The following is a 23,490-nucleotide window of genomic DNA, read 5'->3' on the forward strand; positions in this document are numbered from 1 at the left end:
TTTGAACGAAAAGCTTTTCAAAAAACGAAAATAGTTAAATATTATGAGCCGTCTCTTAATTCTAGCTGTTTTGGACTTAGCTTTTTAAAACTTTTTTAACATATATTTGTAATTCACTTATGGAATTGCGCTCTGCCTTAAACCGTTCCAATGGGAGCCTTAAACATGTTCTGACAGGGTTAATTGCTAATTTAGAAGTGTTTATTTAGGCTATATGACTACATCTGAAATCAAGAAATTTTTATTATCAATAGAGCAAGTACCTTCACTAGTGTACCTTTTTAAATGGGTGTTAATTTGTTTGGTACTTGGTGTCATTGTAGGAGGTGTTTCGGCGATTTTCTTAATTAGTTTAGAGTGGGCAACAGATTATCGAGAGTCCAACCAGTGGATCATTTGGCTTCTACCAATTGGCGGCTTTATTATAGGTTTATCGTATCATTTATATGGGAATAGTGTTGTAAAAGGGAACAATCTGTTACTCGAAGAATTTCATTCTCCTAAAAAAATCATTCCGTTTAGAATGGCGCCACTGGTATTGTTTGGTACAGTGGTAACCCATTTATTTGGTGGGTCGGCAGGTCGAGAGGGGACCGCAGTACAAATTGGTGGAGCTATTGCCGATAGGTTTACCAAGATTTTAAAACTATCTAATCGCGACCGAAAAATTCTTTTAATTGCTGGAATAAGTGCCGGTTTTGCTTCCGTTTTTGGAACACCTTTAGCTGGAGGTATTTTCGCGTTGGAAGTCTTAATTTTAGGGCGATTACGTTTAGAAGCCATTATTCCTAGTTTTTTGGCAGCCGTTTTTGCAAATTATTTTTGTCATATTTGGAATGTGTCACACACACATTATACGATTACTACAGTTGCCGAAATGACACCAGTAAATGTGCTTTGGTGCTTATTGGCAGGGATTATTTTCGGACTCGTAGCCATGCTTTTTTCTAAATCCACACACTTTTGGGGATATCTTTTTGGTAAGTTTATTAAATACCCGCCATTACGTCCCGTTGTTGGAGGTGCCATATTAGCGGTAGTTATTTATTTTATGGGTACTACCAAATACATTGGTTTAGGTATACCAACGATTGTTGATGCTTTTCAGGTTGATCTGAATTCATACGACTTTATCTTAAAATTATTATTTACGTCCTTTACCCTTGGGGCCGGATTTAAAGGGGGAGAAGTCACCCCATTGTTTTTTATTGGCGCTGCCTTAGGTAATGTTTTAATTTGGTTTATACCTTTACCTATGGGCTTACTAGCAGGTATGGGATTTGTAGCCGTTTTTGCAGGAGCCACCAATACGCCAATCGCTTGTACAGTTATGGGTATTGAACTTTTTGGTATCGAATCGGGGGTTTTTATAGCCTTAGCCTGTTCTACGGCATATTTATTCTCAGGACATTCTGGGGTGTATTCATCTCAAATTATCGGGAGTCCGAAAAACAACTTTTTCATTCGAGAAAAGGGGCTTCATCTCTCCGAAATTAAAAATAAAAGGACAAAAAATGAAAGATCTGATAACGGTTAGAATTTATTTTGAATTCGGACAAAAAATTGAAAATAATTCTTTTTGGAAGAAATTATATGGTTCGGATTTTTCGGAAGTTTTGATGAAACGTGCCAAAGATTTTGGTTTGCACCAAGTGCTTCATCTTAATGTGAGTAAAGGGTATTTGAATGATCAAAGTGTAAATTGGGGCCAACATGAAATTCGAAACAGCAAACACCCACACCTTATTGAAATTCTAGATTCCGAAGAAAAAATTAATGCCTTTTTAGACGAAGAAAAAGTGCTGCTTCAAAACACCAAAATTTTGATGGTTAAGAATGAAGTTTTGTTGAGGTAGGGTTTGAGATATGTCTGATTAAGTATCTAGTAGAGCAAGTATAAGCCCAAATATACCTTTAAAGGTGTTAGTAAGTAGGCCAGAAGCTAGCAATAAATTATTATGGTGTTGGCAAATTATTTTTATTCCCATGTGACATTCAGCTTTTTCAATGCTGTTTTTAGTTCAGATAGTGACTTCTCATCTATTACGTTAATATTGATTTTCATTTATTGTAAATAATGTTTAAAATTATGTAGCCTGTATTCAGGACGGGTCAATATTGATGCCAATGGTCTAGTATAAGAATAGTTGCGGGTTTATGCAGACTAATTTTTCTTTTAAGCATTGACCATAATTATGTTTACTTACTTTGGTTTTAGGTCTTAAACCGCTTTGTTTTTATAGATTATTAAGGGATTTATTAACCTAATTTTAATTTATGTTTTTGTTACCTGTACACGGCAATCTTGAAGCGCAGCCCCTCCACCTATGTCTGTTAATCGGTCATCCGTTAGGTTGTTAGATACCTGGCCACCTTTGGTCAATGAAGGCCAAAAGCCATGTGGCATGCATATCACGCCTGGTCTGGTGCGCTTAGTTACTTTGGCTTTTAGTAGTACTTTGCCGCGTTGGTTGAATACCATCAATTCATCGCCATTTTGGATGTTACGTGCATTTGAATCTTCTGGATGTATGTCAAGTCTTAAACGGCCTTCTTTTTGCTGAAGATGCTTGATATTGGCATGCGAGGAGTTATGAAATCCTTTCGTATTCTTAATGGTCAAAAGTTGTAGAGGATATTTAGCTTTTTCCTCATTGGTATAACTCACCTCCTTGTATTTAGGAAGCCCTCTACTCGGGCTAATGAATTCACATTTGCCGCTGGCAGTTTCGAAGTTGCCATCAGCATGGGGCAAAAAAGGTTCGGGAATTTTATATCGCGCCCAGCCGTGTTTTTGCATGTAGTCAAAATCAATCCCTTCAAGGTATGGGTGATCAGAATCAAAAGCAGATTTTACAATATCCTTGTCAGATTCTTCGAAGCACTCTTCTGTATAGTTCATTTCCAGAGCCATGAGTCGGAAAAACTCGCTATTGGATTTGGCTTCTCCCAAAGGGGCAATTGCTGGTTGATTGATGTTTATATACACTTGTCCCCAGGAATCCCCAATATCCCAATGTTCTAGCTGTGTTGTAGCGGGGAATACATAGTCAGCATATTTTGCAGTCTCAGTCATGAAATGCTCTAGCACTACCGTTAGTAAATCTTCGCGCTCCAAACCTTTTTTGGTTAGGTTCGCATTGGGTGTCGTAACCATTGGGTTTGAGTTAAAAATAAAAATAGATTTGATAGCCGGGTTAAGGTCAGCATTATTGAGTATTTGTCCAATCTGTACCATATTGAGCTTTCGCTTTGGTTGTGTTGGCATTTGACGATGGTAGCTAAGCCTTTCCCAGTTGAGTGCACGTCCTCCCATCTCAAAAGTCAAATGCATCAGCCCACCACCCAGCTTGCGCCAAGCTCCAGTTAATGATGGTAGTATAGCTACCGCCCTTGTACCATCTCCACCATTATAATTGTGTTCGATTCCAACAAGAATGCGAATTAGTGATGGTTCACCGTTGGCATACTCCCGGGCAAGTTGAATAATGTCCTCTTCCTGCAATCCGCAGATATCCGAAACACTTTTGGGATCGTATGACTTGACATGCTCTTTTAAATCTTTATAGCCTAAGGTGTAATTGTCTATATAATCTTGATCGACCAAGCCTTCATCGATCATTATATTTATCATGCCCATAGCCAATGCCACATCGGTACCAGGCAGTGGTTGAATGTGCCAATCAGCTTCTTTTGCAGTTGCCGAAACAAAAGGATCTATAACGATGATTTTTGCACCAGATTTCCTTGCTTTTAAAACGTAAGGCCATTGGTGAATATTAGAGTTTTTAGTGTTGGTGCCCCAAAGGATAATGTAACGGCTGTGAACCATGTCTTCCGGCAATACCCCCATCACCGTACCATTCACTTGGAAGTTTGCAGGAATTACAGCTCCTCCACAAATCGTATGGGAAATAACCGAAGCCTCCATTCGGGCAAAAAAACGACTACTCATCACGGACTTCTGAACCAGGCTTTGGGTGCCCATGTACCCGTGAGACAAAATGGACTCACTACCATGCCGCTTAATCGTTTCCTTAAGTTGATTACCTATTTCTTGGATGGCCTTTTCCCAACTAATTGGCTCAAATTTTCCTTCACCTTTTTTGCCCACACGTTTCATTGGCGTGAGCAACCTATCGGAGTGATAGGTAATGTCCTGTGGAAAAGTATCCATCTTGCCACACAGTTTACCCGCAGTGAAAGGATTCGCTTTGTCTCCACCAAAAGAAATCACTTTACCTTTCTGCACTTTGACCACCCAGCTACAGGAATCGGGACAGTCGTGGTAACATACACCATGAAAAGAAGAAGCTTCTGCAGAAGTAAAACCAGAGGCAGCTAGTAAAGAAGCGGGTAAAATGGAAGCCATATGAACCCCGACAAAGCCTTTAGTTGTCTGTTTGACAAACTGACGCCGGTTAATCTTTTTTTCTTTCTTTTTCATGAGTGGAAGCTTTTTGTTATTTCACCTAACCTTTTTTGTTTTGATTCAGATTAATATGAGATTATTCTGCTGAAAATAAGATACTTAAATATATTTAAATTCCTAAATATTTTTTTAAATTTTAAAGCTCAATTTATTCAAATTTACATTACCCTACGTACTGAGGAATTTTTGGGTTTCTGTGAGGGATTGTTTACAGCTATATATCACACCTGCATTTTACCACCATACTCCACATGCTCCAAAATAATGGGAAGCAGTTTGATATCTGCAATATAAGGAACACCAAAATTTTGATGGATAAGGGTGAGGTTTTGTTGAGGTAGGGTTTTTTAAGCTAGAATGAAATTATGAAGTTTTAGGTTACTTGTTGGCTCATAGCCAATCCGTTTTTGAAACTTCATACCTTCTATCTGTGCAATTGTCAGAAGGGTTATAAAATTCCATTGTAACTCTCATAAATTTTTCCAAAATCTTCACAGAGTTAAGGTTTTTTATAGCGACATCGGCCGTTATTTTCTGCATGGCCATTTCTTCAAACCCGAAGGAGATTAATCCTTTTGTTAATTCGGTTCCGAAACCTTGATTCCAAAACTGTTCTCGAAAGCGATAACCAATTTCGTCTTCCTGAGCATCGTTTTTTAAAAAAGCGCAAATCCCAATAAACTCATCACTGCTTTTTAACGCAATACCCCAAACTTTGGTATCCGATGGTTCAGCATAGAGACTAATCATTTTTATTAAATGAGCGTCACTTTCTTGTCTAGACATAGTGGGTCTTGGTACTAAAGACATCACGTTAGTATTTTCCATCATATCAAAATAGACATCTGAAACTGATTGCTTTAATTGCTGAATGACTAGTCTCTCAGTTTCAAAAATGGTCATAATGCGTAACGGTATTTAATATTTCAGAATTATTATAGAAATTTATTATAAACGGGGAGGGTTTAAACGCTTATAGAAATCCTTAAAACTCGTAAAATTAATTATTTTGATAATTTTTTCAGCGCCTCAATAATATCATCTGGCTCCGAGCGTGTTCTGTAGTCTACATCTACATAGCGCCATACGACAATACCGTTAGTGTCTAATATAAAAGTAGCTGGAATGGGTAAAATACTGCCATCACCATTATTGATTTTGTCTAAATCCAAATTACGGTCTACACGCATGTGCTCGGCTAAAAATTCAGGAACTTTCCAAGCGACACCATATTGCGTGGCGACTTTGGCGTCTTGATCCGATAGTACTAAAAATTCCATGGCATTAATTTCTGACTTGGATAATGAGCCATCTGGTACCTGCGGACTTATTGCGACTAATGTTGCTCCTAGTTCATTAATTTCTGGTAATTTACTTTGTAGTGCTCTCAATTGTAGATTACAATACGGACACCAATCACCACGATAAAATGTGACAATTACTGGGCTTTTATCTAGTAAGTTCTCTAAGGCAATCGATACGCGGTTAGCATTAGGAAGCTCGAAATGAGGTGCTTTTTGTCCATTCTTTAGGGCTTTCTCACCTTGTTGAAGCGCTTTTGCTTCATTTATGATGTCATCAACACCTTGCATAAATTCTGGTTTGGCTAGACGGCCTGCAGCAATTTTAGCTTCTGTTTCTGCTTTTAAAGTTTTCATTTTTGTTTCTTTTGGACCTTTGTAATTAAGTGCTGTTTTATTAATCAAGGTTGTTAATTTCATGCTTTGTTAAGCCTTATTCCATAAGCCATTTAACCATACGTAACTTCATTTTGGTATATGGACTGTATTTTGTTTTGGGTTCCAGCCAAAAGCGTTTGTGTAAAATACTTTTTTGATGCGAAAAAGCATCAAAGCCTGTTTTTCCATGATATGCACCCATTCCGCTAAATCCAACGCCTCCAAAAGGAAGTTTGCTGTTTGTAAGCTGCATTAAACTATCATTAACAGCGCCACCACCAAATGAAACTTCTTTTAATATTTTTTTGATGCTGTTATTGCTTTTTGAGTAAATATAGCACGATAAGGGGCGCGGTTTGTTTTTTACCAGTTGTATAGCTTCGTCTAAATCATTAAATGAAATAACGGGTAGAATAGGACCGAATATTTCATCTTGCATCACCTCGTCCTCAAAAGATACGTTGTGCAAAACCGTCGGACTAATAAAGCGCTCTTCTTTATTACTGTATCCACCATAATAGAGTTTGTATTGATCGATAAGTTTCATTAAGCGTTCAAAATTTGAGGCGTTTATTATTTTTAAATAATTAGGAGTTTCAGAATGGCTTGCTTTATAATGTTTTTCAATTTCAACCTTTAGTGCTTCTAGAAAAGCAACTTCTATAGATTTGTCCACCAAAATATAATCGGGTGCAACACAGGTTTGACCAGCATTAAGAAATTTTGCCCAAACAATGCGTTTGGCGGTCATTTGAATGTTTGTGTCTTTAAGTACAAAAGTTGGACTTTTTCCACCCAATTCCAGTATTACCGGAGTTAAATGATTGGCAGCGGCTTGGTATATGATTCTACCAACCGTAGTACTGCCTGTAAAAAATATTTTATCAAAACGGTGTTTTAAAAGTTCTGTAGTTTCTTCAATCCCACCTTCGACAACGTAAAAATAATGACTGGGAAAATTGGAGTTGATAAGTTCTGCAAGGACTCTTGCCGTGTTTTTAGGAAGTTCACTGGGCTTAAGAATAACTGTATTTCCGGCAGCAAGAGCCGTTAGGGCTGGTAATAATGAAAGTTGATATGGGTAGTTCCAAGCGCCAATAACTAAAGTGGTGCCTAAAGGTTCGGGAAGGATGTAGCTTTTTGCTGGGAAATTTACAAGATTAGTAGCTACGTTTTTTCTTTTAGACCACTTTGGGGTGTTTTTTATATAGCTAGAGATTTCATGATAAATGATAGCCAGCTCAGTAGTATAAGTTTCAAATTCGGACTTACCAAAGTCCTCATAAATCGCCTGATATAAAAGATCCTCATTCGATTTTAGAACTCCTTTTAGTTTTTTTAATTGTTCAATTCTAAAAGCAACACTTTTAGTTGCATTGGAATCAAAAAAGTTTTGTTGTTGCTGTAACAAGTCCGTAATACCCATTTTTTAGAGATAATTTATTGAAAATTATGATTGCTTTTTTTTGCTCAAATTTCTGTCGTTATCATTTCTAAAAGCTTACCAGTTAGAATTAGCGCCACCGCCACCAAATCCGCCACCTCCAAAATAACTTTCAGTTTCAGTTGGCGTATTATGTCCACCTAAAGTTTGTGAAGCTATAAATGCGGTTAAGTCTTTAGAGTGTGATTGTTTTAATATAATGTTTTCCCTGGTAAAACCATAACGTGGGTTTTTCAAATAATTGAATAAGAGTAGTGCTGTAGTAATAAGCATGGCGCCTATTAATGTTATAGTCACTACCGGTGTCAAGGTGTTGAAATAATATAAAAGTGTGATAATACTTAGTGCTATGGTAATTAACCCAACACGTATAAGTAGGATCGTTTTCTTTTTAATGCCCCAATAGAGAAAACATAAAGGAATTAATATGGTGAAAGCATAAAATAAATAGGAGAAAGGAATGTCTTCAGCTTCAGTCAGTTCAACTCCCATAAGCTCAATGCTTAATTCACGAACTACAAAGTAGTTTCCAGCGATGTAAAAACAGGTTAGTGCTATAGATTTTAGAATAATGAAAAAATCTTCGAATATGATACTAACTAATTTCTTTTCAAATTTGATAGCACCTAGGTAGATTGTTCCAAAATATAACATAAAAGCACATGGAATGAGTGCCTTAGCATACCCACCAATATCTATTAGGATTTGAAAAATAATCCAGCCTAAAAAAGCTATGGCTAAAAGGAGTGTTACCCGGTTAAGATATCTTATTGAAGCTAGTGCAGAAAGGACAAACAGTACAATGGGGTAAACTAATATGTTTTCTGGCTCATTAAATAATAGGCCTAAAGCAATAAATGAAAACCCCGAAAATAGTCCTGCTTCAGTAATACCAGAAAGGTAATGGTGTTTGTCTTTTATCAAAATTTTTTCAGTAAGAAATAAGAGAAGCACACCAATGATTGTAAATAATATTTGAAATCCGAAGTTATCTAAATCCATAAAAATAAATCCAAATGGTACTGCGGCTGTTGAAAAACCTAAGTATGAAAGAATAAACAGTAATACCCTCATAAATACCGAAGGCGAATAAAGATTCGTGCTAAAAGCCTCACGAATGTCCTCCCATTGTTTTTCGCTTATTAATTTACTCTTGTAAAGGGATTGAGATTTAGAAAGGATTTTTTTATTTTCTAATGCCTTTATGTCGTAAGCGATATATGATTTATTCATGCGCAAAATGGGATTTTTTCTTAACTAAAAACACGATATATCCTATGCAGGTACAAGGGAAATAGTAGATTAGAAGGATATAACCATCACTTGTGTTAGAAATCAATTCGAAAAATAAATAACTAAAAGCGATATAAGCTGAAATATTTGAATATAAAAAGAAAAGAAATGCTTTTATTTTCCAAGTGTGAATCGACATTATTACACCAGATGTAAGGGCTAGTAAGGCGTATGTTTTATCTAAATCGGTATAGAATATTCCAGATAGGCACCCTAAATAAAAAGTGATCAATCCGAAATTTTGATAAGTGAATTTAAAATGAGGTTTGATGTTTTCCTTTTCGGAAAGATAACCAGAAACGAAAAGGGATACACCTAATAAGATGGCAATTAAATGGGTGTAATTTGTAGAGACCCACGTGTTGGCTTTCCAATCGATTGGTGAAATGGTAAAGCCTAAAGCTGCGGCTAGAGCAGTAATTCCCATAGCTAACAACGCCCTGTTGTCGTACCTGTAAGCCATAAAAAAGAAGAGTGAAGCACTAAGGTATGAGCTCCAACTGGCTAAAGCGGCGACGAGTTCAAAATAAACTTGAATGTAGGTAAATAAGCCTATGATTAAAAGGGAAACAAGAATTAAGAGGTAGTCAAAATACGCCAGTTTTACAGTCACCAAATTGTGAGCATATGGATTAGCGAATTTATTAATGTAGTAAAACCCAGTAAAAATGAGCCCGCTTAAAAGAAGCATCATCAATATGTGACCAAGCGATCCAATGTTTTCGTAAATTAAATAACTAACACCTCCTGTGAAAAGTAGAATCCCGATATAAAGCAAAATACGTAGCTCGTAATAAAGAGAAATTATTTCTTCTTTTCTAATGGATTCAAAAAAGGCAAACTGCTGTTTTGAAATGTGCTTTTGCTCGAATAGTGTTTTATTTATGTTGTCCATTTAAGAAGACTGGTTAGTTGTGAAGTGGTTCACTTCTGTTTTGTTGGAGTAAGTTTTGAAATTTTAATTATAATAATTTCTTCTACCATATAACTTGAAAAACTTAAAAGAATTAAGCAAAATAAAAAATAAAATTTCATCATTAGTTGGTCTTGTTAATTGATTATAGCGGGTTTGTGTATTACCCCGCACTAACTACGCCCAAAGTATAAAGCATTTCCATGGTTGGTGTTTCACTTCCTCCAGTTGGCTCTAAAGTGATACCAAAAGCTTCACTGGCATTAGCATTTTCGATTTCAAATATTTTATTGGTATCTGATGCAAAGTTGTCGATAATACCTAAACTTGTAGGTGTTAAAGGATTTAACGTTAACGACCACACTTGGTAAACTTTACCTTCAGGTGGTTCAGGTAAACCTTGAGCATCTAAAAATATACGGTTGGCGTTTTTATCCCAGTAAACCTTAGCAAAGGTGTTAGAGAAATTGCCTTGACCATTAAGCGGAATTCGGGTAATATTATCATCACGCATTACACTAATTAAGGTATGGGCTTCATCTAAACTGTTTTTAGAGTTTTCAATTTGAGTTTCTAATAAAGATTGCTGTGTTTCAGCGACTTGTATTTCGGTTTGTAGCTGCTTATTTTGGTTAAGCGTCCATAATAAGCCAGCGCCAATAATAATAGATGCTGCCCAACCCGTGTAGGTAATCCAGTTGTATTTAGGTTTTACGATTGAAATCACTTTGGAGTCTCCGCTATTAAAACCTAAACGTTGTTTTATGATGTTATAAATATGATTATTACTTCTTTGCGATGTGGAAGCTGTGAGTTTCATGATGGCAGCTTCAATTTCTAAAACCTCCTGAAGTAATTCCGGGTGTTTCTGTAAAAGCTTATGGATTTCCTCATTTTCTTGTTCGGAAAGTGCGCCAGCCACATAAAGTTCTAAAATTCCAGATGCTATGTAAGTGTTAATATCCATATTAATTTAAAACCATGCTTCTTAGTTCGTTAATACAATTTCTGTTTCTAGTTTTAATGGTGCCAATGGGCATGTCTAGAGTTTCAGAGGCTTCACTTTGTGTATACCCTTTAAAATAGAGCAGTTCAATAACTTCTATACACTTTTTAGCAAGCTTGCTAACATATTTTTTAATCCCAATCGCATCGGTTGATTTGTCTAGACTTTCACTGGTTTCAAGAATATCTACGAAAAAATTAGAGTTGAGGTTTTGTTTGGATTTTTTAAAACTTTTAGAACGCGTTTTGTCAATGGCTGCATTTCGAGATATGTTCAAAATCCATGTAAAAAAACGGCCTTTTTTGCTAGAATAAGTATCTGCCTTATGCCAAGCTTTTACGAATACATCTTGCATCACTTCCTCGGCGATATCATGATCTCTTACTATGTTGAAAATGACACCATGCATGCTGTCTTTGTACATGTGATATAAAGTTTCAAAAGCTTTTTCGTCTTTTCTCTTGAAATTTTCAACAAGAAGGTCTAAATCCATAAAATGGCTGTAGTTTGCATGGTTTGGTTGTGAAGCTGTTTATTCAATATGGTTTCATATAAAATTGTCAGGTTGGGTTTGTAGCAACTACTTTTTGTCTGTAGTTTAAAGTTATTAAACAAACGCAACCTGACAATAAAAATACTTTTTAAGATCCCTAATTTTAGGGTTTAAGCTTTAGTTTTCGCGTAAAAATGTGCTTACTTCAATAGCGACATCTTCCCAAGTTTTACTAACACCATCAGCTCCAGTATGTAAGGCTTCACATGCTTTGTTTAATGATGCTAAGGCGTCTAGGGCTTTCCATTCGGCTAAATTCATTGTGCCTGTTAAAGTTACACGTCTTTCATCAGTAATGGTAACGTTCATTGGTAAACTTTGTGTTTCACCATTCATAGTTACTTCAGCAACTACAGATCCATCCACGTATTTTATAGTTCCTGAGATTAAATCGGTATCTAACATGGCCCCAAAAAAAGAGGTTTTAATTTTAGCATCTCTTGTGTTTGTTGCGTCGTTCGTAAATAAACTACTCACAGGAATTGAAAAATCTAAATTGTTTAAGGCTTCTTCTGGTGTTGCTCCAGATTGTTCATCAAATTTAACGCTAGTAAATTCTCCGCCAACACCAACTTTATCGGTGGTTTTATAAGCTGTGAATTTTACAGAAGTCGCTTCAGGTTTTACAACAAAATTTGCTACTGTAGAAACCTCGGTAGTCTCCTCGGTTTTTGATTCTTTTTTTTCTTGTTTACATGAGGTTAGACCTAAGGTAATTGCGATAAATAATAAGCTTAAATTTTTCATTTTCATATTTAATATTTTAATGGTGATGACGAAAATAATAATGGATTATCCACTAAAATTGTAGTTTCTAACTCTCTGTTTTAGTTGAAGTGGAAAGTTAGTAAATAATAAAGGAAACACAAATAGCTATCATGACAAAAATCATGTTTTAAGGGCATGCTAAAACTTATATTTGTGTGTAGAGTATATAATTATGTTAAACGAGTTAGTAAATAAATATAATATACCAGGGCCAAGATACACCAGTTATCCTACGGTGCCGTATTGGGATAGCGCGACGTTTTCATTAGAAAAATGGAAATTGTCATTACAAAAATCTTTTTTAGAAAGTAACATCAAAGAAGGTGTTAGCCTTTATATTCACTTGCCGTTTTGCGAGAGCCTATGCACGTTTTGTGGTTGTAATAAACGTATTACCAAACAGCATAGCGTGGAATCGCCTTATATAAATGCGGTGTTAAAGGAATGGCAATTGTATTTGGATTTGTTTGACGAAAAGCCCATCATCAAGGAATTACATCTTGGCGGCGGAACCCCAACATTTTTTAGTCCGCAGCATTTAACCATGCTTATTAAAGGCCTTTTAAAAGATGCTGTTCGTGCCGAAAATTATGAGTTTAGTTTTGAGGGGCACCCCAATAATACGACCAAAGAACATTTACAAGCCTTGTACGATGTTGGATTTAGACGCGTAAGTTATGGCGTTCAAGATTATAACGAAACCGTGCAAAAGGCGATACATAGAATTCAGCCGTTCGAAAACGTAAAACAAGCGACCAATATGGCTAGAGCCATTGGATATACGTCGGTGGGGCATGATATTATTTTCGGATTGCCTTTTCAAACCTTAGAGCATGTTCAAGAAACCATTTTAAAAACGAAGGCTCTGCTTCCCGATCGATTGGCCTTTTATAGCTATGCGCATGTGCCTTGGATAAAAGGTAATGGGCAACGCGGATTTAAGGATTCCGATTTACCTTCCGGGGAATTAAAAAGAAAGCAGTACGAGTTAGGAAAACAATTGTTGGCAGAAGTCGGGTACGAAGAAATTGGTATGGATCATTTTGCTTTAAAAACCGATTCGCTATATAAATCTATGATTTCAGGCGATTTACATCGGAATTTCATGGGGTATACGGCTTCAAAAACACAAGCTATGATTGGGCTTGGGGTGTCGTCAATTAGTGATAGTTGGTATGGGTTTTCTCAGAATGTAAAGTCTATTGAAGATTATTATAAACTGCTGGAGGAAGATACAATTCCTGTGTATCGCGGACATATTTTAAACGAAGAAGACCTTATTATTCGTAAGCACATACTCAACTTAATGTGCCGCTTTAAAACATCGTGGACAGCAGATCAACGCTATTTTAAGGAATTGCCAGATGTACTGGTGAAATTGCAAGAAATGGAAAATGATGGTTTGCTAATTAGAACTAAAAATAGTGTTGAGGTGACTCAAAAAGGACAGCCTTTTGTACGTAATATTTGTATGGCATTCGATGTGCTTTTACAACGAAAACAGCCTAATACACAGTTGTTCTCCATGACGATATAGGGAAGGACGATTTGCATATTTGTAAATACTCATAATAGTACCTCGACTCTTTGAATTTATTTCAGGGTCTCATCATAAATTGTTGATTGCGTAGCCTTATGAGATACCGAATCAAGTTCGGCATGACGAAATCAAAGGGTTGTGATAAAAGTTAAAAAAAAGATGCCCGTTTTCACGGGAATTAAAAAGATATTAATTAAAGTACCATGGAAAAAATTATTGTTCCTGTAGATTTTTCTGAACATTCAGAGCATGCTTTACAAACGGCCGCAAAATTGGCTAAAAAGTATCAAGCAGAACTGTTAGTACTTCATATGTTGGAAATGCCCGAAATGGTATTAACATCAACAGGGAAAAAGCAAAATGAAAAAGCTGGTTTTTTATTGCGCCTAACTGAGCAAAAATTTGCAAAACTTCTTGATGTTGGTTTTTTAATAGGGCTGAAAGTAACCCCTATAATTAAGCATTTTAAGATGTTTAGTGAGGTTAATGACGTGGCTAAAGAAAATGGTGCCGATCTTATTGTTATGGGAACCCAAGGTGCTAGTGGTTTTAAGGAAATGTTTGTGGGTTCTAATACCGAACGGGTTATACGTTATGCAGAAATTCCTGTTTTAGCGGTGAAAAAGAAAGTCATGGATGTTAGTTTTGAGGTGGTCGCGTTTGCATGCGATTTCTCGGAAGCATGTATTCCTGCATATTTAAAGGCAGTCAAGTTGTTTGAAAAGATGAACTCGAAAATGTATTTGGTTTATGTGAATTTACCGAATGATAAATTTAAAAGTTCTGTAGAAATGGAAAAACAAGTCGCTGAGTTTCTTATGAAGGCCTGCGGAAATTTACAGCCTATGAAAAATGTTCATTATACCTCTGATTATAGCGTAGAAGCGGGTGTTTTAAGTTTTTCGAACAAAATAGGAGCCGATTTAATCGCATTACCAACACATGGCAAAAAGGGCTTGGCACATTTTTTTGAAGGTAGCGTTGGTGAAGATGTGGCCAATCATGCTACATTACCAGTTATGACATTTAAAATATAATAATACAAAAGAACAAGGGAGTGAGAGAGTGAAAGTTGCTGTAACTGTTAAGATGCAATTACTTGAAATGGGCAGCTAAATTATTAGCTGCTTTTTTGTTTATAAAATAGATGCGGCAATAATATTAAATAGGCTGGCCTTAGTTTTGAAAAAATCATTTTCCAAAGCGATGGCTTTCAGTTTGGCATCAATAAGTTTTGATTCTCTGGAGTTTACTAGAAAAAGTGAACTTTCACCCAGAAAGAACTTACGTTCTTCTGCATCAAGCATTTTGTTATAGTCGTTTACTATTTGGGCGGTGTATTTGTTTTGTAAGCTGAAGGACGTCAATTCTTGGTTAATAGCATTTACTTTATTCTTTAATGATACTTTCGTGGTTTGTATTTCAAATTGCGTATCCATTATTTTTAACTTGGCAAGCTTAAGGTCGGCGCGTTCTTTTCTTAAAAACAAGGGGAAACTTATGTTAACACCACTTTTATAGTCCGATGTGCTAAACGATCGTGCTACTTCTGGTGTTTGCGACAAGAAATTGTACTGTAAATCTATTTGAGGTAGTAAATTATTAGTTTTTAGTCGTTTTTCAACATTTAAACTTTGAAATTTATAGCCTAAAGATAGGAGTTTAGGATGTTCGTCAAAGTCAAAATTTTCAATATCTAATACCGAGGTGTTCAGGGTGTTGTCAATCGTGTTTAAAGTATTCGTATCTGGAATGATACCTTCTTTTATTTCTATAGGTGTGTTTTCATTAAGCCATAAATAATTTGAGAGCTCTAATGACGCTTTCATGTACTTAACCCGCGATTTTTCTAAGTTTAATTTTCTGTTGTTCAGTGCAATCCTAGCTTCTAAAGTGTCAATGGCAGGCACATCGCCTACTTCATAACTCTTTTTAACACCGTTAAATCGTATTCGAGCATTCTCAAGGAAGGCTTCGTAAACTTGTTTTTCATTAAAGGTTTTTAGCCAATTAAAATAACTTATAGTGGCTTGGTAAAGAATATTATTTATTAGCAATTGCCTATCGGCTTTGGCTTGATTTACAAATAACTTAGATTGTTTTAGCATGGCCATTCGTTCGTTGATAAGCAAGCCTTTTGCTACAGAAACGGATACGCCAACACTGTATAGTCCGTCGTCGGGTGTGTTGTTTTCCGGATTTAAATAATATCCAGTATTTTCTTCAAAATTACCCTTTAACTCAACACCATACCAAGTTGGTATTTTAAAAGCTGCATTTAGCTTATCATAGTATTCGGTGTCTTTAAATTTCTTTCTTCCGTAATCTACCTCCAGTTTAGGGTCGAAGGCACCTCTCGCTTTCATTAATTTCGCTTCACTTTCATTAATAACCAGATTGGCTTGTTTAACTACAGGGTGAAACGATTTTACGAAACCTAAATATTCAGGTAAACTAATCACTTTCGTGCTGTCTTGAGCATAGAGCAAAGTGCTCGTGAATAATATGATATGAAAAAATAATGTTTTCATTTTTATATTTTTTTAGAGGCGTCCTTTTGGTTTTTGTTCGGTTGGTAGTAGTTAGGCGGGAAACTATTAATTTGTCGCCACAATTCGAACCAAATAGGTACATCTTCAAGTAAAGCAATGGTTCGCGCGCCAGATCCAACTCTAATGGCTTCAGGCCATTTGTAATCTACTTCATCGGGAGCCAGTAACACACGGTATTTGCCGTTGGTGCTAATAAAATTTTCAATAGCAACAACTCTAGCGCCGTAGGTTCCGTAAGATGCGTTTGGCCATCCGCTAAAAACTATGGCTGGCCAACCATCAAATTGTACACGTACTTTTTCTCCAATATGAAGCAAAGGTAAATCGATTGGACTCGCATAGGTTTCAACAGCTAAATCATATTGGGCAGGCATAATACTTACCAATTCTTGACCTTCTTTAAAAGTAATCCCAATACCACCAGTATGTGCTCTATTTATATAACCAGCTTGTGGCGCGGTAACAAATAGCAAACTGTTACGAATTTTGTAGTTGGAATACGTGTTTTCGAGTTTGGTTACCTGTGCTTGGGCATCAAAACCACTAGATTGCGCCGTATACATATCACTTTGTGCTTTTGAAATTTTGTCGGCATAAGAAGCGCTAATTCTAGAAAGTTCCAGTTGTGCGTTTAAAACTTCGTTCTGGCTGGCGATATATTTGTTTTCTTGTGAAATTAATTTGGCTTGAGTTTCTTGTAGTTTCAGGCGCTTTTCTTCAACATCTTTCACAGCCTTTAAACCTTCTTCTTGAAGGGTTTCAATACGTTCAAATTGACGTTCGGCAATGTTTAAATTGGTTTTGGCAGCTTCTAAATCGATGCTGTCACTTTTCACCTTTAATTTCGACTGAATTAATTTGTTTTCGGTTTGTTTAAATTTTAATTTCTGCTCGTTAAGTATGGCGCTAATTTGTCGGTTTAAAGCATTTACTTTGCCTTCGTAAGCATTTACCGAAGACGCTTTTGCTTCTATCTGTTGGTTTGTTCTTTCAACCAATTTATCATCAAAATAGTCACTTTTTACTTCCGAAATTCGAAGTATCGTATCGCCTTTTTTTACATAATCACCCTCTTGAACAAACCATTCTTCAATGCGCCCAGGAATTTGCGACATGATGTGTTGCGGGCGCTGGTTTGGTTTTAAAGTGGTAACTGTTCCATTTCCCGTTATGTTTTGAGTCCACGGTAGGAAAAGAGTAATCACCATAATGATGGCAAGTGCAATTAAAAACTTGTTGAATTGCTTATAATAGTTTTTATTGAAAATGTCCTTGCTAGACTTAAAACGTGTTAAATCTATCTTTTTATTTAGTTGATTATTAGATATATTTAGCATGATTTATAGATTTTGAAGGGTTGCATGACCATTTTCTAAAGTCAATAATTCATTACAGTTTTCAGCCCAGTTTTTGTCATTACTTATCACGATTACCGACCATGGATTTTCCTTATTGGTCAGAAATTCTATGATTTCTAACGATTCTTCTTTAGAAGACTTATTTAAAGGTTTTTCAAGAATTAATATCTTAGGAGACTTTAAAACGGCGCGCGCTAAAATCATTTTCTTCGAAACAGTAAACGATAATTGATTGCCTTCAGCTTGAATGATGGTGTTAAGTCCCTTGGGTTGTTCTTTAATAAACGATCTTAATCCTACTTTGTCTATAATCTCAAATATTTTCTCGTCGGTTATTGTCGGGTTTCCAAAAGTTAAATTCTCTCTAATGCTGCCATCAAACGGTGTTTCTTCAGAAAAAGAAACGCCAACCTGAGAACGAAAATGGTTCAAATTCAAACTGCTTATCGACATATCGTTTACGTAAACTGCTCCCGATGTCGCTTCATTAACACCTGCGATAAGACGTAATAAAGTTGATTTTCCGCTACCGCTTTCGCCTGTTATGAGAATGCGGCTGTCTTTTTTTATTTTTAATGAAATGTTGTTTAATATAGGTTTGCTTTTATCGGAAACCGAATAAGAAACTTGGTCCAATTCAATGGTTAAGCCATTTTTAAATACAGGCCTATCGCCATCTTGACTTTCTAGCTCTTTATCAACGATTTGACCTATTTTTTCTATAGAAGTTAGGGCATCGTAAAAGGATTCCAAGCCAAGAATCAATTTTTCAACTGAGCCTATAATTAGTAAAATGATGATTTCTGCGGCTACAAACTGACCAATATTCATTTCCTGGTTTAAAACTAATGCCCCTCCAATAAGTAAAAGGCTGGCGGTAACAATGACTTTAAAACTTATCATTTGAATAAACTGCAACATAAGTATTTTAAAGTGGCTTTCTCTCGATTTTAAATATTCACTAACCAATTCATCATTTTTACTCAAGCCTAAATTGGTGCTTCCAGACAGTTTAAAACTGGTTACCGTTCTGGCTATTTCTTGAATCCAGTGCGCAACTTTATATTTATTTTTAGATTCTTTTAAACTGGTTTTGAGTCCTTTTTCTGCTGTGAATTTGAAAATAACAAAGATCAATATCAGTAATAAAACACCAAAAATGATAAAGAATGTGTGGTAAAAGGATAGTAGAATTAAAGCAAAAATCGTTTGTAAAACTGCCGAAGGCACATCAATTAGGATTTTCGATAAACTTTTTTGAAAGGTTAATGTATCAAAAAACCGATTTGCTAATTCCGGTGGGTGGTAATTACGAAGTTCAGCCATTTTTATTTTTGGAAAACGGTAGCTTAATTCGAAAGAGGATCTTAAAAACACACGCTGCTGTATGGTTTCCAAAATACGCAGTTGCATAATTTGTAAGCCGCCAGCAAAAGCCACACCTATGGTAACTAATACCACTAAAACAATCCATGAGGTGGATACTTGGGCACCCTGAATAAGGTTGATAATCGCCTGGATGCCTAGTGGGAGCGTTAAGGAAATAACACCTGAGAATATGGCGTAATAGAATATTTGTAAAATATCTCTTTTCTCAAGCTCTATTAATCCTAGAAAACGTTGCCATGGTGTCATTGTAGGTTCCGTCATTGTTATAGTTTTAAGGTGTTTATTGTTAGGTTAATAAAGAATGATGATGGTTGTGTGGTTTCATTACAATCGGTCATTTTTGGCAAATGATCTTTTAGAAAATGTTGATGTAAACTGCCTTCAATAATGGTGCTTGCTAACGAAGAAGCGAAAGTATAATTTGGAGCGGCTTCAGTAATCATGTCACTTAATCTTGCGATCAAACGTTTGTAAATTACAAAGTAACCAGCCTTGTTTTCTTGGTCAACTTCTTTGGTTAAAAAGGATTTTGAATTTTCGTTAATAATAATGTTGTTCAGTATAATTTCGTTGATATGCGAGAAATTTGAATCTTCTTTTGTAGTTCGACATAAAATATCAATGGCTTTTTCTAATTTCTCTTTTTTATCGTGAATACTATAGGTTTCAAAGACCATTTGATACTCTAACCAAGCCCAATACCAAGACGATAAGTACAATAATAGTTTATGCTTGTTTTCGAAATAACGATAAATAGAACTTTCATTAGAACCTATTTTAATACCTAGTTTTTTAAATGTAAAGGCCTCAAATCCAATGTTATCTATTAAAAGAATGCTGTTTTCAATAATGCGTTTGCCTAATGTTGAAGATTCAGGGTCTTTAACGTAAATGATGTCGGGCACTGAAATTTTAAGATTTGATAGTAAATTACGCATGTGTAATTATTTTAATTTCAAAAGTAATAGTAAAGCTATTAAAAAAGAAATTAAAGCTATTATTTATTTCTATGCGCAATCAATAAAATTTATGTGGATGAAATTTATAATAAGAAAATGTCTTAAAAAGAGGGTTTTAATGGCAATCAATTTCGGTTGAAATGGTATCGTAAACTGGAGCAGGAGAGAGGTATGGAATGCCTAATCCCAAACCGCGGACAATGAATAGTATACCAATGATAACTATAAAAACAGGAATTAAATTTTGAATGCGTTGCCTGGCTGCGCCTTTTAAAAACTGACTAAAATATATGGCTGTGGTCATTAAAGGGATGGTTCCTAAGCCAAAAACGGCCATATATAAGCTTCCTGAATACGTATTTCCACTACCTATGGCTGCAAAAACCGCCATGTAAACCAATCCGCAAGGTAAAAAACCATTTAAAAAACCGATGGTTAAAAAGGTGTCGAAGGTTTTCTTTTTTAAAGCTTTTCCTAAGGCCGATTTCACTTTAGAAATGACTTTGTAAATGGGCTTAGAAAAATTGTATTTATTAAAGGTTTTCTGCGGAATTAAAACCACAAGAATCATTAAAACCCCAATAATGATAGAGAGCTGCTGCTGAAAACCGAACAAGTATAATTGCTTCCCTATAAAGCCAAAAACTAAACCAATGATACTATAGGCGAGTAAGCGTCCTAAATGGTAAACAAATATTTGAGATACTTTTTTTACTTGATTCGATCGATCTACCGGAAGCATAAAGGCAATGGGACCGCACATACCTACACAATGAAAACTGCCTAATAAGCCTAATATGAATGCCGAAACAAGCATATTATAGGTGTATTTCTTCCTTAAATAAGTATGGTTTTCCTTGGTATTCCCATTCTATTCTAAGATTCCAACGGCCATCAAGTAGGCGTTTGTCCTTAACAAGTAAATGGGCATCACTAAGTGAAATAGGGGTTTCAAAATCTAATTGTTTACTTGATGGTCTGTATAAAATTATTTTGCCCTTAATGGTTTTGTAGTCGAGTCCCTTTGGAAAAGTAATAACTAGACCGTCTTTGGTTTTCTTATAGCTAACATTTTCTGAAAGTGTGTTGGCATTGTTTAGTCTGTCAATATCATTTTGATAGGCTAATTCAACACCATAATAATCTTCTGTTACCAACTCATGATCGTATGCTTTATCCACATTCATGGTGATAATAAAATACATGATGAAGGAAATGAATCCCACAAATGCTAATACTATGCTTGTTCCCCAGTTTATTTTCATCCCTATTTTTGTGTTTTTTTATTTCCCGTGAAAACGGGAATCTGTGTTTTATTTTTTTAATGCAATAATTTCCTTTTTTAAGTTGGGGAGTTCTTTAAAATGATTGTCCAAATTACCTCGTCTGAAATACTGTCATATTCATGAGCGATTCGGTTTCTAGTTCCAATTATTTTTTTTGCATTATTAATCGTGATATCTGAATATTTATATTGTAAAATTCTGTTAATAGCTTCTCCAATTATTTCAATATTTCGTTCATTTTCTTTTTAAATCTTTTTGGTAAACAGAAAAATCAAGATTATCAGGTAAGAAATCATAAATTTCATCAATTGACCTTTCAACATCCTCAAGCCATGAATTAATTCTATTGTCCATAAATCAGGATTTTTGTTTCATCAAGTTCCTTTTTGAAATATTTATTTTTTATGGCGCGGTGTTCTATGAGGTCAATCTGACGTTTTAATAATTTTTCCAGTTTGTCTTTCAGTTCAAAGTATAAATTAGTGTATTCAAAAGGGTCATTTTCATCAAAATCTACCACAAAATCATAGTCTGATTCATTGTTAAAATTATCTCTAGTTACAGATCCAAAAGCAGCGAAACTTCTAACCTTGTATTGTTTACAAAGTTTTTTAATCAGATTTATATTTTTGTCGTTTATTTTCATATTTCAAAAATAGTCAAATTTCTAGTGTGTTTGATTTTACGTGAATCTTGTTTTGATTCCATAATTTTTTTGCGTGATATAAAATCTAGTAGAAGAAGTTTCAATGAGTTTTTCCATATTGGAGTCGTTAGTTGCTGAAAACGTTTCCTTTTTAACTTTTAATTATTCATTAACTACTTATAACTCCGCGGCCCCAAAAAGTTAGCCGTTGTCGTTTCAATCAAATCATCACCTTCATAAACGCCAATTTCTATTTTATTTCGGTCACCTGATAATGCTGAATTATTTATTTCAACAAATAAAGTACCCTCTGCTAAGCCTTGACTAGGTACAAAGAGATTATCGTGGGTGGCTACAATCTTTAAAGTCCCCTTGTGAGACAATAGTTTTAAAGTCACATTTTCAAAATCACGAGATGTTTTATTAACTAGCTTATAGGTAAATACATTGCTAATAATATTATTGTCTTTGTGCTCGTAAAGCTGACCAGGAAGCCTTAATATATTGGCCTCAATATCGTTTCTTAAAAACAACATACCGGTTAATAACCCTGTGAGAATCACTAAAACAGCGATGTACCCTTTTAATCTAGGGGTGAGTTTAAATTTAGCTTTCTTTTCAATTTCTTCCTCACTGGCGTAGCGTATTAGACCTTTTGGTAAATCGATACTTTCCATAATATGGTCACATTCGTCAATACAAGCGGTACAGTTTACACATTCTAATTGTGTCCCGTTACGAATGTCTATTCCTGTAGGACAAACATTTACACATTGTTTACAATCGATACAATCGCCATGACCAAGCGCTTCGCGGTCTTCATTTTTCTTGAATTTTTTTCGTCCGTTTTCAGCTTCACCACGCTTATGGTCGTAAGCAACAACAATTGATTTTGTATCTAGGAGCACCCCTTGTAACCTTCCGTAAGGACAAGCGATAATACAAACCTGCTCTCTAAACCAAGCAAAAACAAAATAAAATACGGCAGTAAAAATAATGAGTGACACTAGCGTGCTAAAATGATTACTGGGGCCGTCCTTTATGTATTGAATAAGTTTATCGCTTCCTATTAAGTAGGCCAGAAAAACATTCGCTATTATAAAGGAGATGAGTAAAAATATGAAGAGTTTTAGTCCTTTTTTTCTTATTTTTTCGGCATTCCATGGTTGTTTTGCCAAACGCATTTGTTTCCCGCGATCGCCTTCAATCCAATACTCAATACGACGGAATACCATTTCCATGAAAATGGTTTGCGGACAAATCCAACCACAAAATATTCTACCAAAAGCAACAGTAAAAAGCGCAATAAAAATAACGCCAATAAGCATGGAAATGACAAATAAATAAAAATCTTGAGGCCAGAAAGGGAATCCGAATATATTAAAACGACGTTCTAATACATTGAACATTAAAAACTGATTACCGTTTACTTTTATAAAGGGCGCAGTGATTAAGAAGGTTAATAATAAGTAACTAACATATTTACGGTACTTGTATAATTTACCGTTTGGTTTTTTAGGAAATACCCAGGCGCGTTTCCCGTCTTTGGTAACCGTGCCAATAGAATCTCTAAATGTTTCGTTGTCCGGTGTTTCCAATGTTTTTTTGAATTAAGACCTCTTGAGCTGGTAACTCAAGAGGTCAATTTAGTTTAATGTGTAATAATCTAGTT

Annotated in this window: 22 protein-coding genes; 4 read left to right on the top strand and 18 right to left on the bottom strand. The window is 35.5% G+C overall.

The window, feature by feature from the left end; all coding sequences use genetic code 11:
- Positions 1 to 214: 214 nt before the first annotated feature.
- Together KO493_RS11660 and KO493_RS11665 are read left to right on the top strand one after the other, a co-directional pair.
- The gene (locus KO493_RS11660; RefSeq protein ID WP_216068149.1) at positions 215 to 1,537 is read left to right on the top strand and encodes a voltage-gated chloride channel family protein; all 1,323 of its coding nucleotides are present in this window, start codon (positions 215 to 217) and stop codon (positions 1,535 to 1,537) included.
- A complete protein-coding gene (locus tag KO493_RS11665) occupies positions 1,515 to 1,856 on the top strand; it encodes a DUF190 domain-containing protein (RefSeq protein WP_216068150.1) in 342 nt (113 codons plus the stop codon). The genes KO493_RS11660 and KO493_RS11665 overlap by 23 nt, the downstream gene beginning before the upstream one ends.
- A gap of 419 nt (positions 1,857 to 2,275) precedes the next feature.
- On the opposite strand, the gene KO493_RS11670 is transcribed toward KO493_RS11665, so the two are convergent.
- From KO493_RS11670 to KO493_RS11710, 9 genes are all read right to left on the bottom strand, one after another.
- Positions 2,276 to 4,447: a molybdopterin-containing oxidoreductase family protein gene (locus tag KO493_RS11670; RefSeq protein ID WP_216068151.1), complete on the bottom strand. Its 2,172-nt coding sequence runs from the start codon at positions 4,445 to 4,447 to the stop codon at positions 2,276 to 2,278.
- A gap of 375 nt (positions 4,448 to 4,822) precedes the next feature.
- A complete protein-coding gene (locus KO493_RS11675; RefSeq protein WP_216068152.1) occupies positions 4,823 to 5,335 on the bottom strand; it encodes a GNAT family N-acetyltransferase in 513 nt (170 codons plus the stop codon).
- A gap of 101 nt (positions 5,336 to 5,436) precedes the next feature.
- Positions 5,437 to 6,090: a peroxiredoxin-like family protein gene (locus KO493_RS11680; RefSeq protein ID WP_216068153.1), complete on the bottom strand. Its 654-nt coding sequence runs from the start codon at positions 6,088 to 6,090 to the stop codon at positions 5,437 to 5,439.
- 76 nt (positions 6,091 to 6,166) lie between these two features.
- Complete coding sequence (locus KO493_RS11685) at positions 6,167 to 7,537, bottom strand: aldehyde dehydrogenase (RefSeq protein WP_216068154.1); 1,371 nt, start codon at positions 7,535 to 7,537, stop codon at positions 6,167 to 6,169.
- Positions 7,538 to 7,612: 75 nt separating this feature from the next.
- Positions 7,613 to 8,788, bottom strand: a complete 1,176-nt coding sequence (locus tag KO493_RS11690; RefSeq protein ID WP_216068155.1) for a hypothetical protein — start codon at positions 8,786 to 8,788, stop codon at positions 7,613 to 7,615.
- Positions 8,781 to 9,743, bottom strand: a complete 963-nt coding sequence (locus KO493_RS11695) for a hypothetical protein (RefSeq protein ID WP_216068156.1) — start codon at positions 9,741 to 9,743, stop codon at positions 8,781 to 8,783. The genes KO493_RS11690 and KO493_RS11695 overlap by 8 nt, the downstream gene beginning before the upstream one ends.
- A gap of 181 nt (positions 9,744 to 9,924) precedes the next feature.
- Positions 9,925 to 10,728: an anti-sigma factor gene (locus tag KO493_RS11700; protein ID WP_216068157.1), complete on the bottom strand. Its 804-nt coding sequence runs from the start codon at positions 10,726 to 10,728 to the stop codon at positions 9,925 to 9,927.
- Between the two features lies 1 nt (position 10,729).
- Positions 10,730 to 11,260 (bottom strand): RNA polymerase sigma factor, encoded by a 531-nt coding sequence (locus KO493_RS11705; protein ID WP_216068158.1) that lies wholly within the window; start codon positions 11,258 to 11,260, stop codon positions 10,730 to 10,732.
- A 177-nt stretch (positions 11,261 to 11,437) separates the two neighbouring features.
- Positions 11,438 to 12,073 carry a YceI family protein gene (locus KO493_RS11710; RefSeq protein WP_252723225.1) on the bottom strand — a complete coding sequence of 212 codons (636 nt, stop codon included), beginning with the start codon at positions 12,071 to 12,073 and terminating at the stop codon, positions 11,438 to 11,440.
- 187 nt (positions 12,074 to 12,260) lie between these two features.
- Here KO493_RS11710 and hemN point away from each other — a divergent pair, with 187 nt between their 5' ends.
- Together hemN and KO493_RS11720 are read left to right on the top strand one after the other, a co-directional pair.
- Positions 12,261 to 13,625 carry an oxygen-independent coproporphyrinogen III oxidase gene (hemN, locus tag KO493_RS11715; RefSeq protein ID WP_216068159.1) on the top strand — a complete coding sequence of 455 codons (1,365 nt, stop codon included), beginning with the start codon at positions 12,261 to 12,263 and terminating at the stop codon, positions 13,623 to 13,625.
- A 206-nt stretch (positions 13,626 to 13,831) separates the two neighbouring features.
- A complete protein-coding gene (locus KO493_RS11720; RefSeq protein WP_216068160.1) occupies positions 13,832 to 14,665 on the top strand; it encodes a universal stress protein in 834 nt (277 codons plus the stop codon).
- A gap of 99 nt (positions 14,666 to 14,764) precedes the next feature.
- Here KO493_RS11720 and KO493_RS11725 read toward each other — a convergent pair whose 3' ends face one another.
- The 9 genes from KO493_RS11725 to ccoG form a co-directional block, all read right to left on the bottom strand.
- Positions 14,765 to 16,159 (bottom strand): TolC family protein, encoded by a 1,395-nt coding sequence (locus KO493_RS11725; protein ID WP_216068161.1) that lies wholly within the window; start codon positions 16,157 to 16,159, stop codon positions 14,765 to 14,767.
- A gap of 2 nt (positions 16,160 to 16,161) precedes the next feature.
- Entirely contained in the window at positions 16,162 to 17,517 is a 1,356-nt protein-coding gene (locus tag KO493_RS11730; protein ID WP_216068162.1) for an HlyD family secretion protein, read from the bottom strand.
- A gap of 3 nt (positions 17,518 to 17,520) precedes the next feature.
- The gene (locus tag KO493_RS11735) at positions 17,521 to 19,188 is read right to left on the bottom strand and encodes a peptidase domain-containing ABC transporter (protein ID WP_216068163.1); all 1,668 of its coding nucleotides are present in this window, start codon (positions 19,186 to 19,188) and stop codon (positions 17,521 to 17,523) included.
- 2 nt (positions 19,189 to 19,190) lie between these two features.
- Complete coding sequence (locus KO493_RS11740) at positions 19,191 to 19,865, bottom strand: TetR/AcrR family transcriptional regulator (protein WP_216068164.1); 675 nt, start codon at positions 19,863 to 19,865, stop codon at positions 19,191 to 19,193.
- Positions 19,866 to 20,001: 136 nt separating this feature from the next.
- Complete coding sequence (locus KO493_RS11745) at positions 20,002 to 20,703, bottom strand: sulfite exporter TauE/SafE family protein (protein WP_216068165.1); 702 nt, start codon at positions 20,701 to 20,703, stop codon at positions 20,002 to 20,004.
- 1 nt (position 20,704) lies between these two features.
- On the bottom strand, positions 20,705 to 21,151 hold the full coding sequence (locus KO493_RS11750; protein WP_216068166.1) for a FixH family protein: 447 nt from the start codon (positions 21,149 to 21,151) through the stop codon (positions 20,705 to 20,707).
- 77 nt (positions 21,152 to 21,228) lie between these two features.
- Entirely contained in the window at positions 21,229 to 21,399 is a 171-nt protein-coding gene (locus KO493_RS15935) for a HepT-like ribonuclease domain-containing protein (RefSeq protein ID WP_354667436.1), read from the bottom strand.
- Positions 21,400 to 21,515: 116 nt separating this feature from the next.
- Positions 21,516 to 21,818: a nucleotidyltransferase family protein gene (locus tag KO493_RS11760; RefSeq protein WP_216068167.1), complete on the bottom strand. Its 303-nt coding sequence runs from the start codon at positions 21,816 to 21,818 to the stop codon at positions 21,516 to 21,518.
- A 173-nt stretch (positions 21,819 to 21,991) separates the two neighbouring features.
- On the bottom strand, positions 21,992 to 23,416 hold the full coding sequence (gene ccoG, locus KO493_RS11765; protein ID WP_216068168.1) for a cytochrome c oxidase accessory protein CcoG: 1,425 nt from the start codon (positions 23,414 to 23,416) through the stop codon (positions 21,992 to 21,994).
- Positions 23,417 to 23,490: the final 74 nt, after the last annotated feature.

The sequence above is a fragment of the Pseudotamlana agarivorans genome, assembly GCF_018860245.1.
Classification (GTDB): Bacteria; Bacteroidota; Bacteroidia; order Flavobacteriales; family Flavobacteriaceae; genus Pseudotamlana; species Pseudotamlana agarivorans_A.

What these genes read in the sequence shown, in the direction of transcription:
- KO493_RS11660 (WP_216068149.1), top strand. Translation starts at nt 215, where the DNA reads ATGACTACATCTGAAATCAAGAAATTTTTATTATCAATAGAGCAAGTA.
- KO493_RS11665 (WP_216068150.1), top strand. Translation starts at nt 1,515, where the DNA reads ATGAAAGATCTGATAACGGTTAGAATTTATTTTGAATTCGGACAAAAA.
- KO493_RS11670 (WP_216068151.1), bottom strand. Translation starts at nt 4,447, where the DNA reads ATGAAAAAGAAAGAAAAAAAGATTAACCGGCGTCAGTTTGTCAAACAG.
- KO493_RS11675 (WP_216068152.1), bottom strand. Translation starts at nt 5,335, where the DNA reads ATGACCATTTTTGAAACTGAGAGACTAGTCATTCAGCAATTAAAGCAA.
- KO493_RS11680 (WP_216068153.1), bottom strand. Translation starts at nt 6,090, where the DNA reads ATGAAAACTTTAAAAGCAGAAACAGAAGCTAAAATTGCTGCAGGCCGT.
- KO493_RS11685 (WP_216068154.1), bottom strand. Translation starts at nt 7,537, where the DNA reads ATGGGTATTACGGACTTGTTACAGCAACAACAAAACTTTTTTGATTCC.
- KO493_RS11690 (WP_216068155.1), bottom strand. Translation starts at nt 8,788, where the DNA reads ATGAATAAATCATATATCGCTTACGACATAAAGGCATTAGAAAATAAA.
- KO493_RS11695 (WP_216068156.1), bottom strand. Translation starts at nt 9,743, where the DNA reads ATGGACAACATAAATAAAACACTATTCGAGCAAAAGCACATTTCAAAA.
- KO493_RS11700 (WP_216068157.1), bottom strand. Translation starts at nt 10,728, where the DNA reads ATGGATATTAACACTTACATAGCATCTGGAATTTTAGAACTTTATGTG.
- KO493_RS11705 (WP_216068158.1), bottom strand. Translation starts at nt 11,260, where the DNA reads ATGGATTTAGACCTTCTTGTTGAAAATTTCAAGAGAAAAGACGAAAAA.
- KO493_RS11710 (WP_252723225.1), bottom strand. Translation starts at nt 12,073, where the DNA reads ATGAAAATGAAAAATTTAAGCTTATTATTTATCGCAATTACCTTAGGT.
- hemN (WP_216068159.1), top strand. Translation starts at nt 12,261, where the DNA reads ATGTTAAACGAGTTAGTAAATAAATATAATATACCAGGGCCAAGATAC.
- KO493_RS11720 (WP_216068160.1), top strand. Translation starts at nt 13,832, where the DNA reads ATGGAAAAAATTATTGTTCCTGTAGATTTTTCTGAACATTCAGAGCAT.
- KO493_RS11725 (WP_216068161.1), bottom strand. Translation starts at nt 16,159, where the DNA reads ATGAAAACATTATTTTTTCATATCATATTATTCACGAGCACTTTGCTC.
- KO493_RS11730 (WP_216068162.1), bottom strand. Translation starts at nt 17,517, where the DNA reads ATGCTAAATATATCTAATAATCAACTAAATAAAAAGATAGATTTAACA.
- KO493_RS11735 (WP_216068163.1), bottom strand. Translation starts at nt 19,188, where the DNA reads ATGACGGAACCTACAATGACACCATGGCAACGTTTTCTAGGATTAATA.
- KO493_RS11740 (WP_216068164.1), bottom strand. Translation starts at nt 19,865, where the DNA reads ATGCGTAATTTACTATCAAATCTTAAAATTTCAGTGCCCGACATCATT.
- KO493_RS11745 (WP_216068165.1), bottom strand. Translation starts at nt 20,703, where the DNA reads ATGCTTGTTTCGGCATTCATATTAGGCTTATTAGGCAGTTTTCATTGT.
- KO493_RS11750 (WP_216068166.1), bottom strand. Translation starts at nt 21,151, where the DNA reads ATGAAAATAAACTGGGGAACAAGCATAGTATTAGCATTTGTGGGATTC.
- KO493_RS11760 (WP_216068167.1), bottom strand. Translation starts at nt 21,818, where the DNA reads ATGAAAATAAACGACAAAAATATAAATCTGATTAAAAAACTTTGTAAA.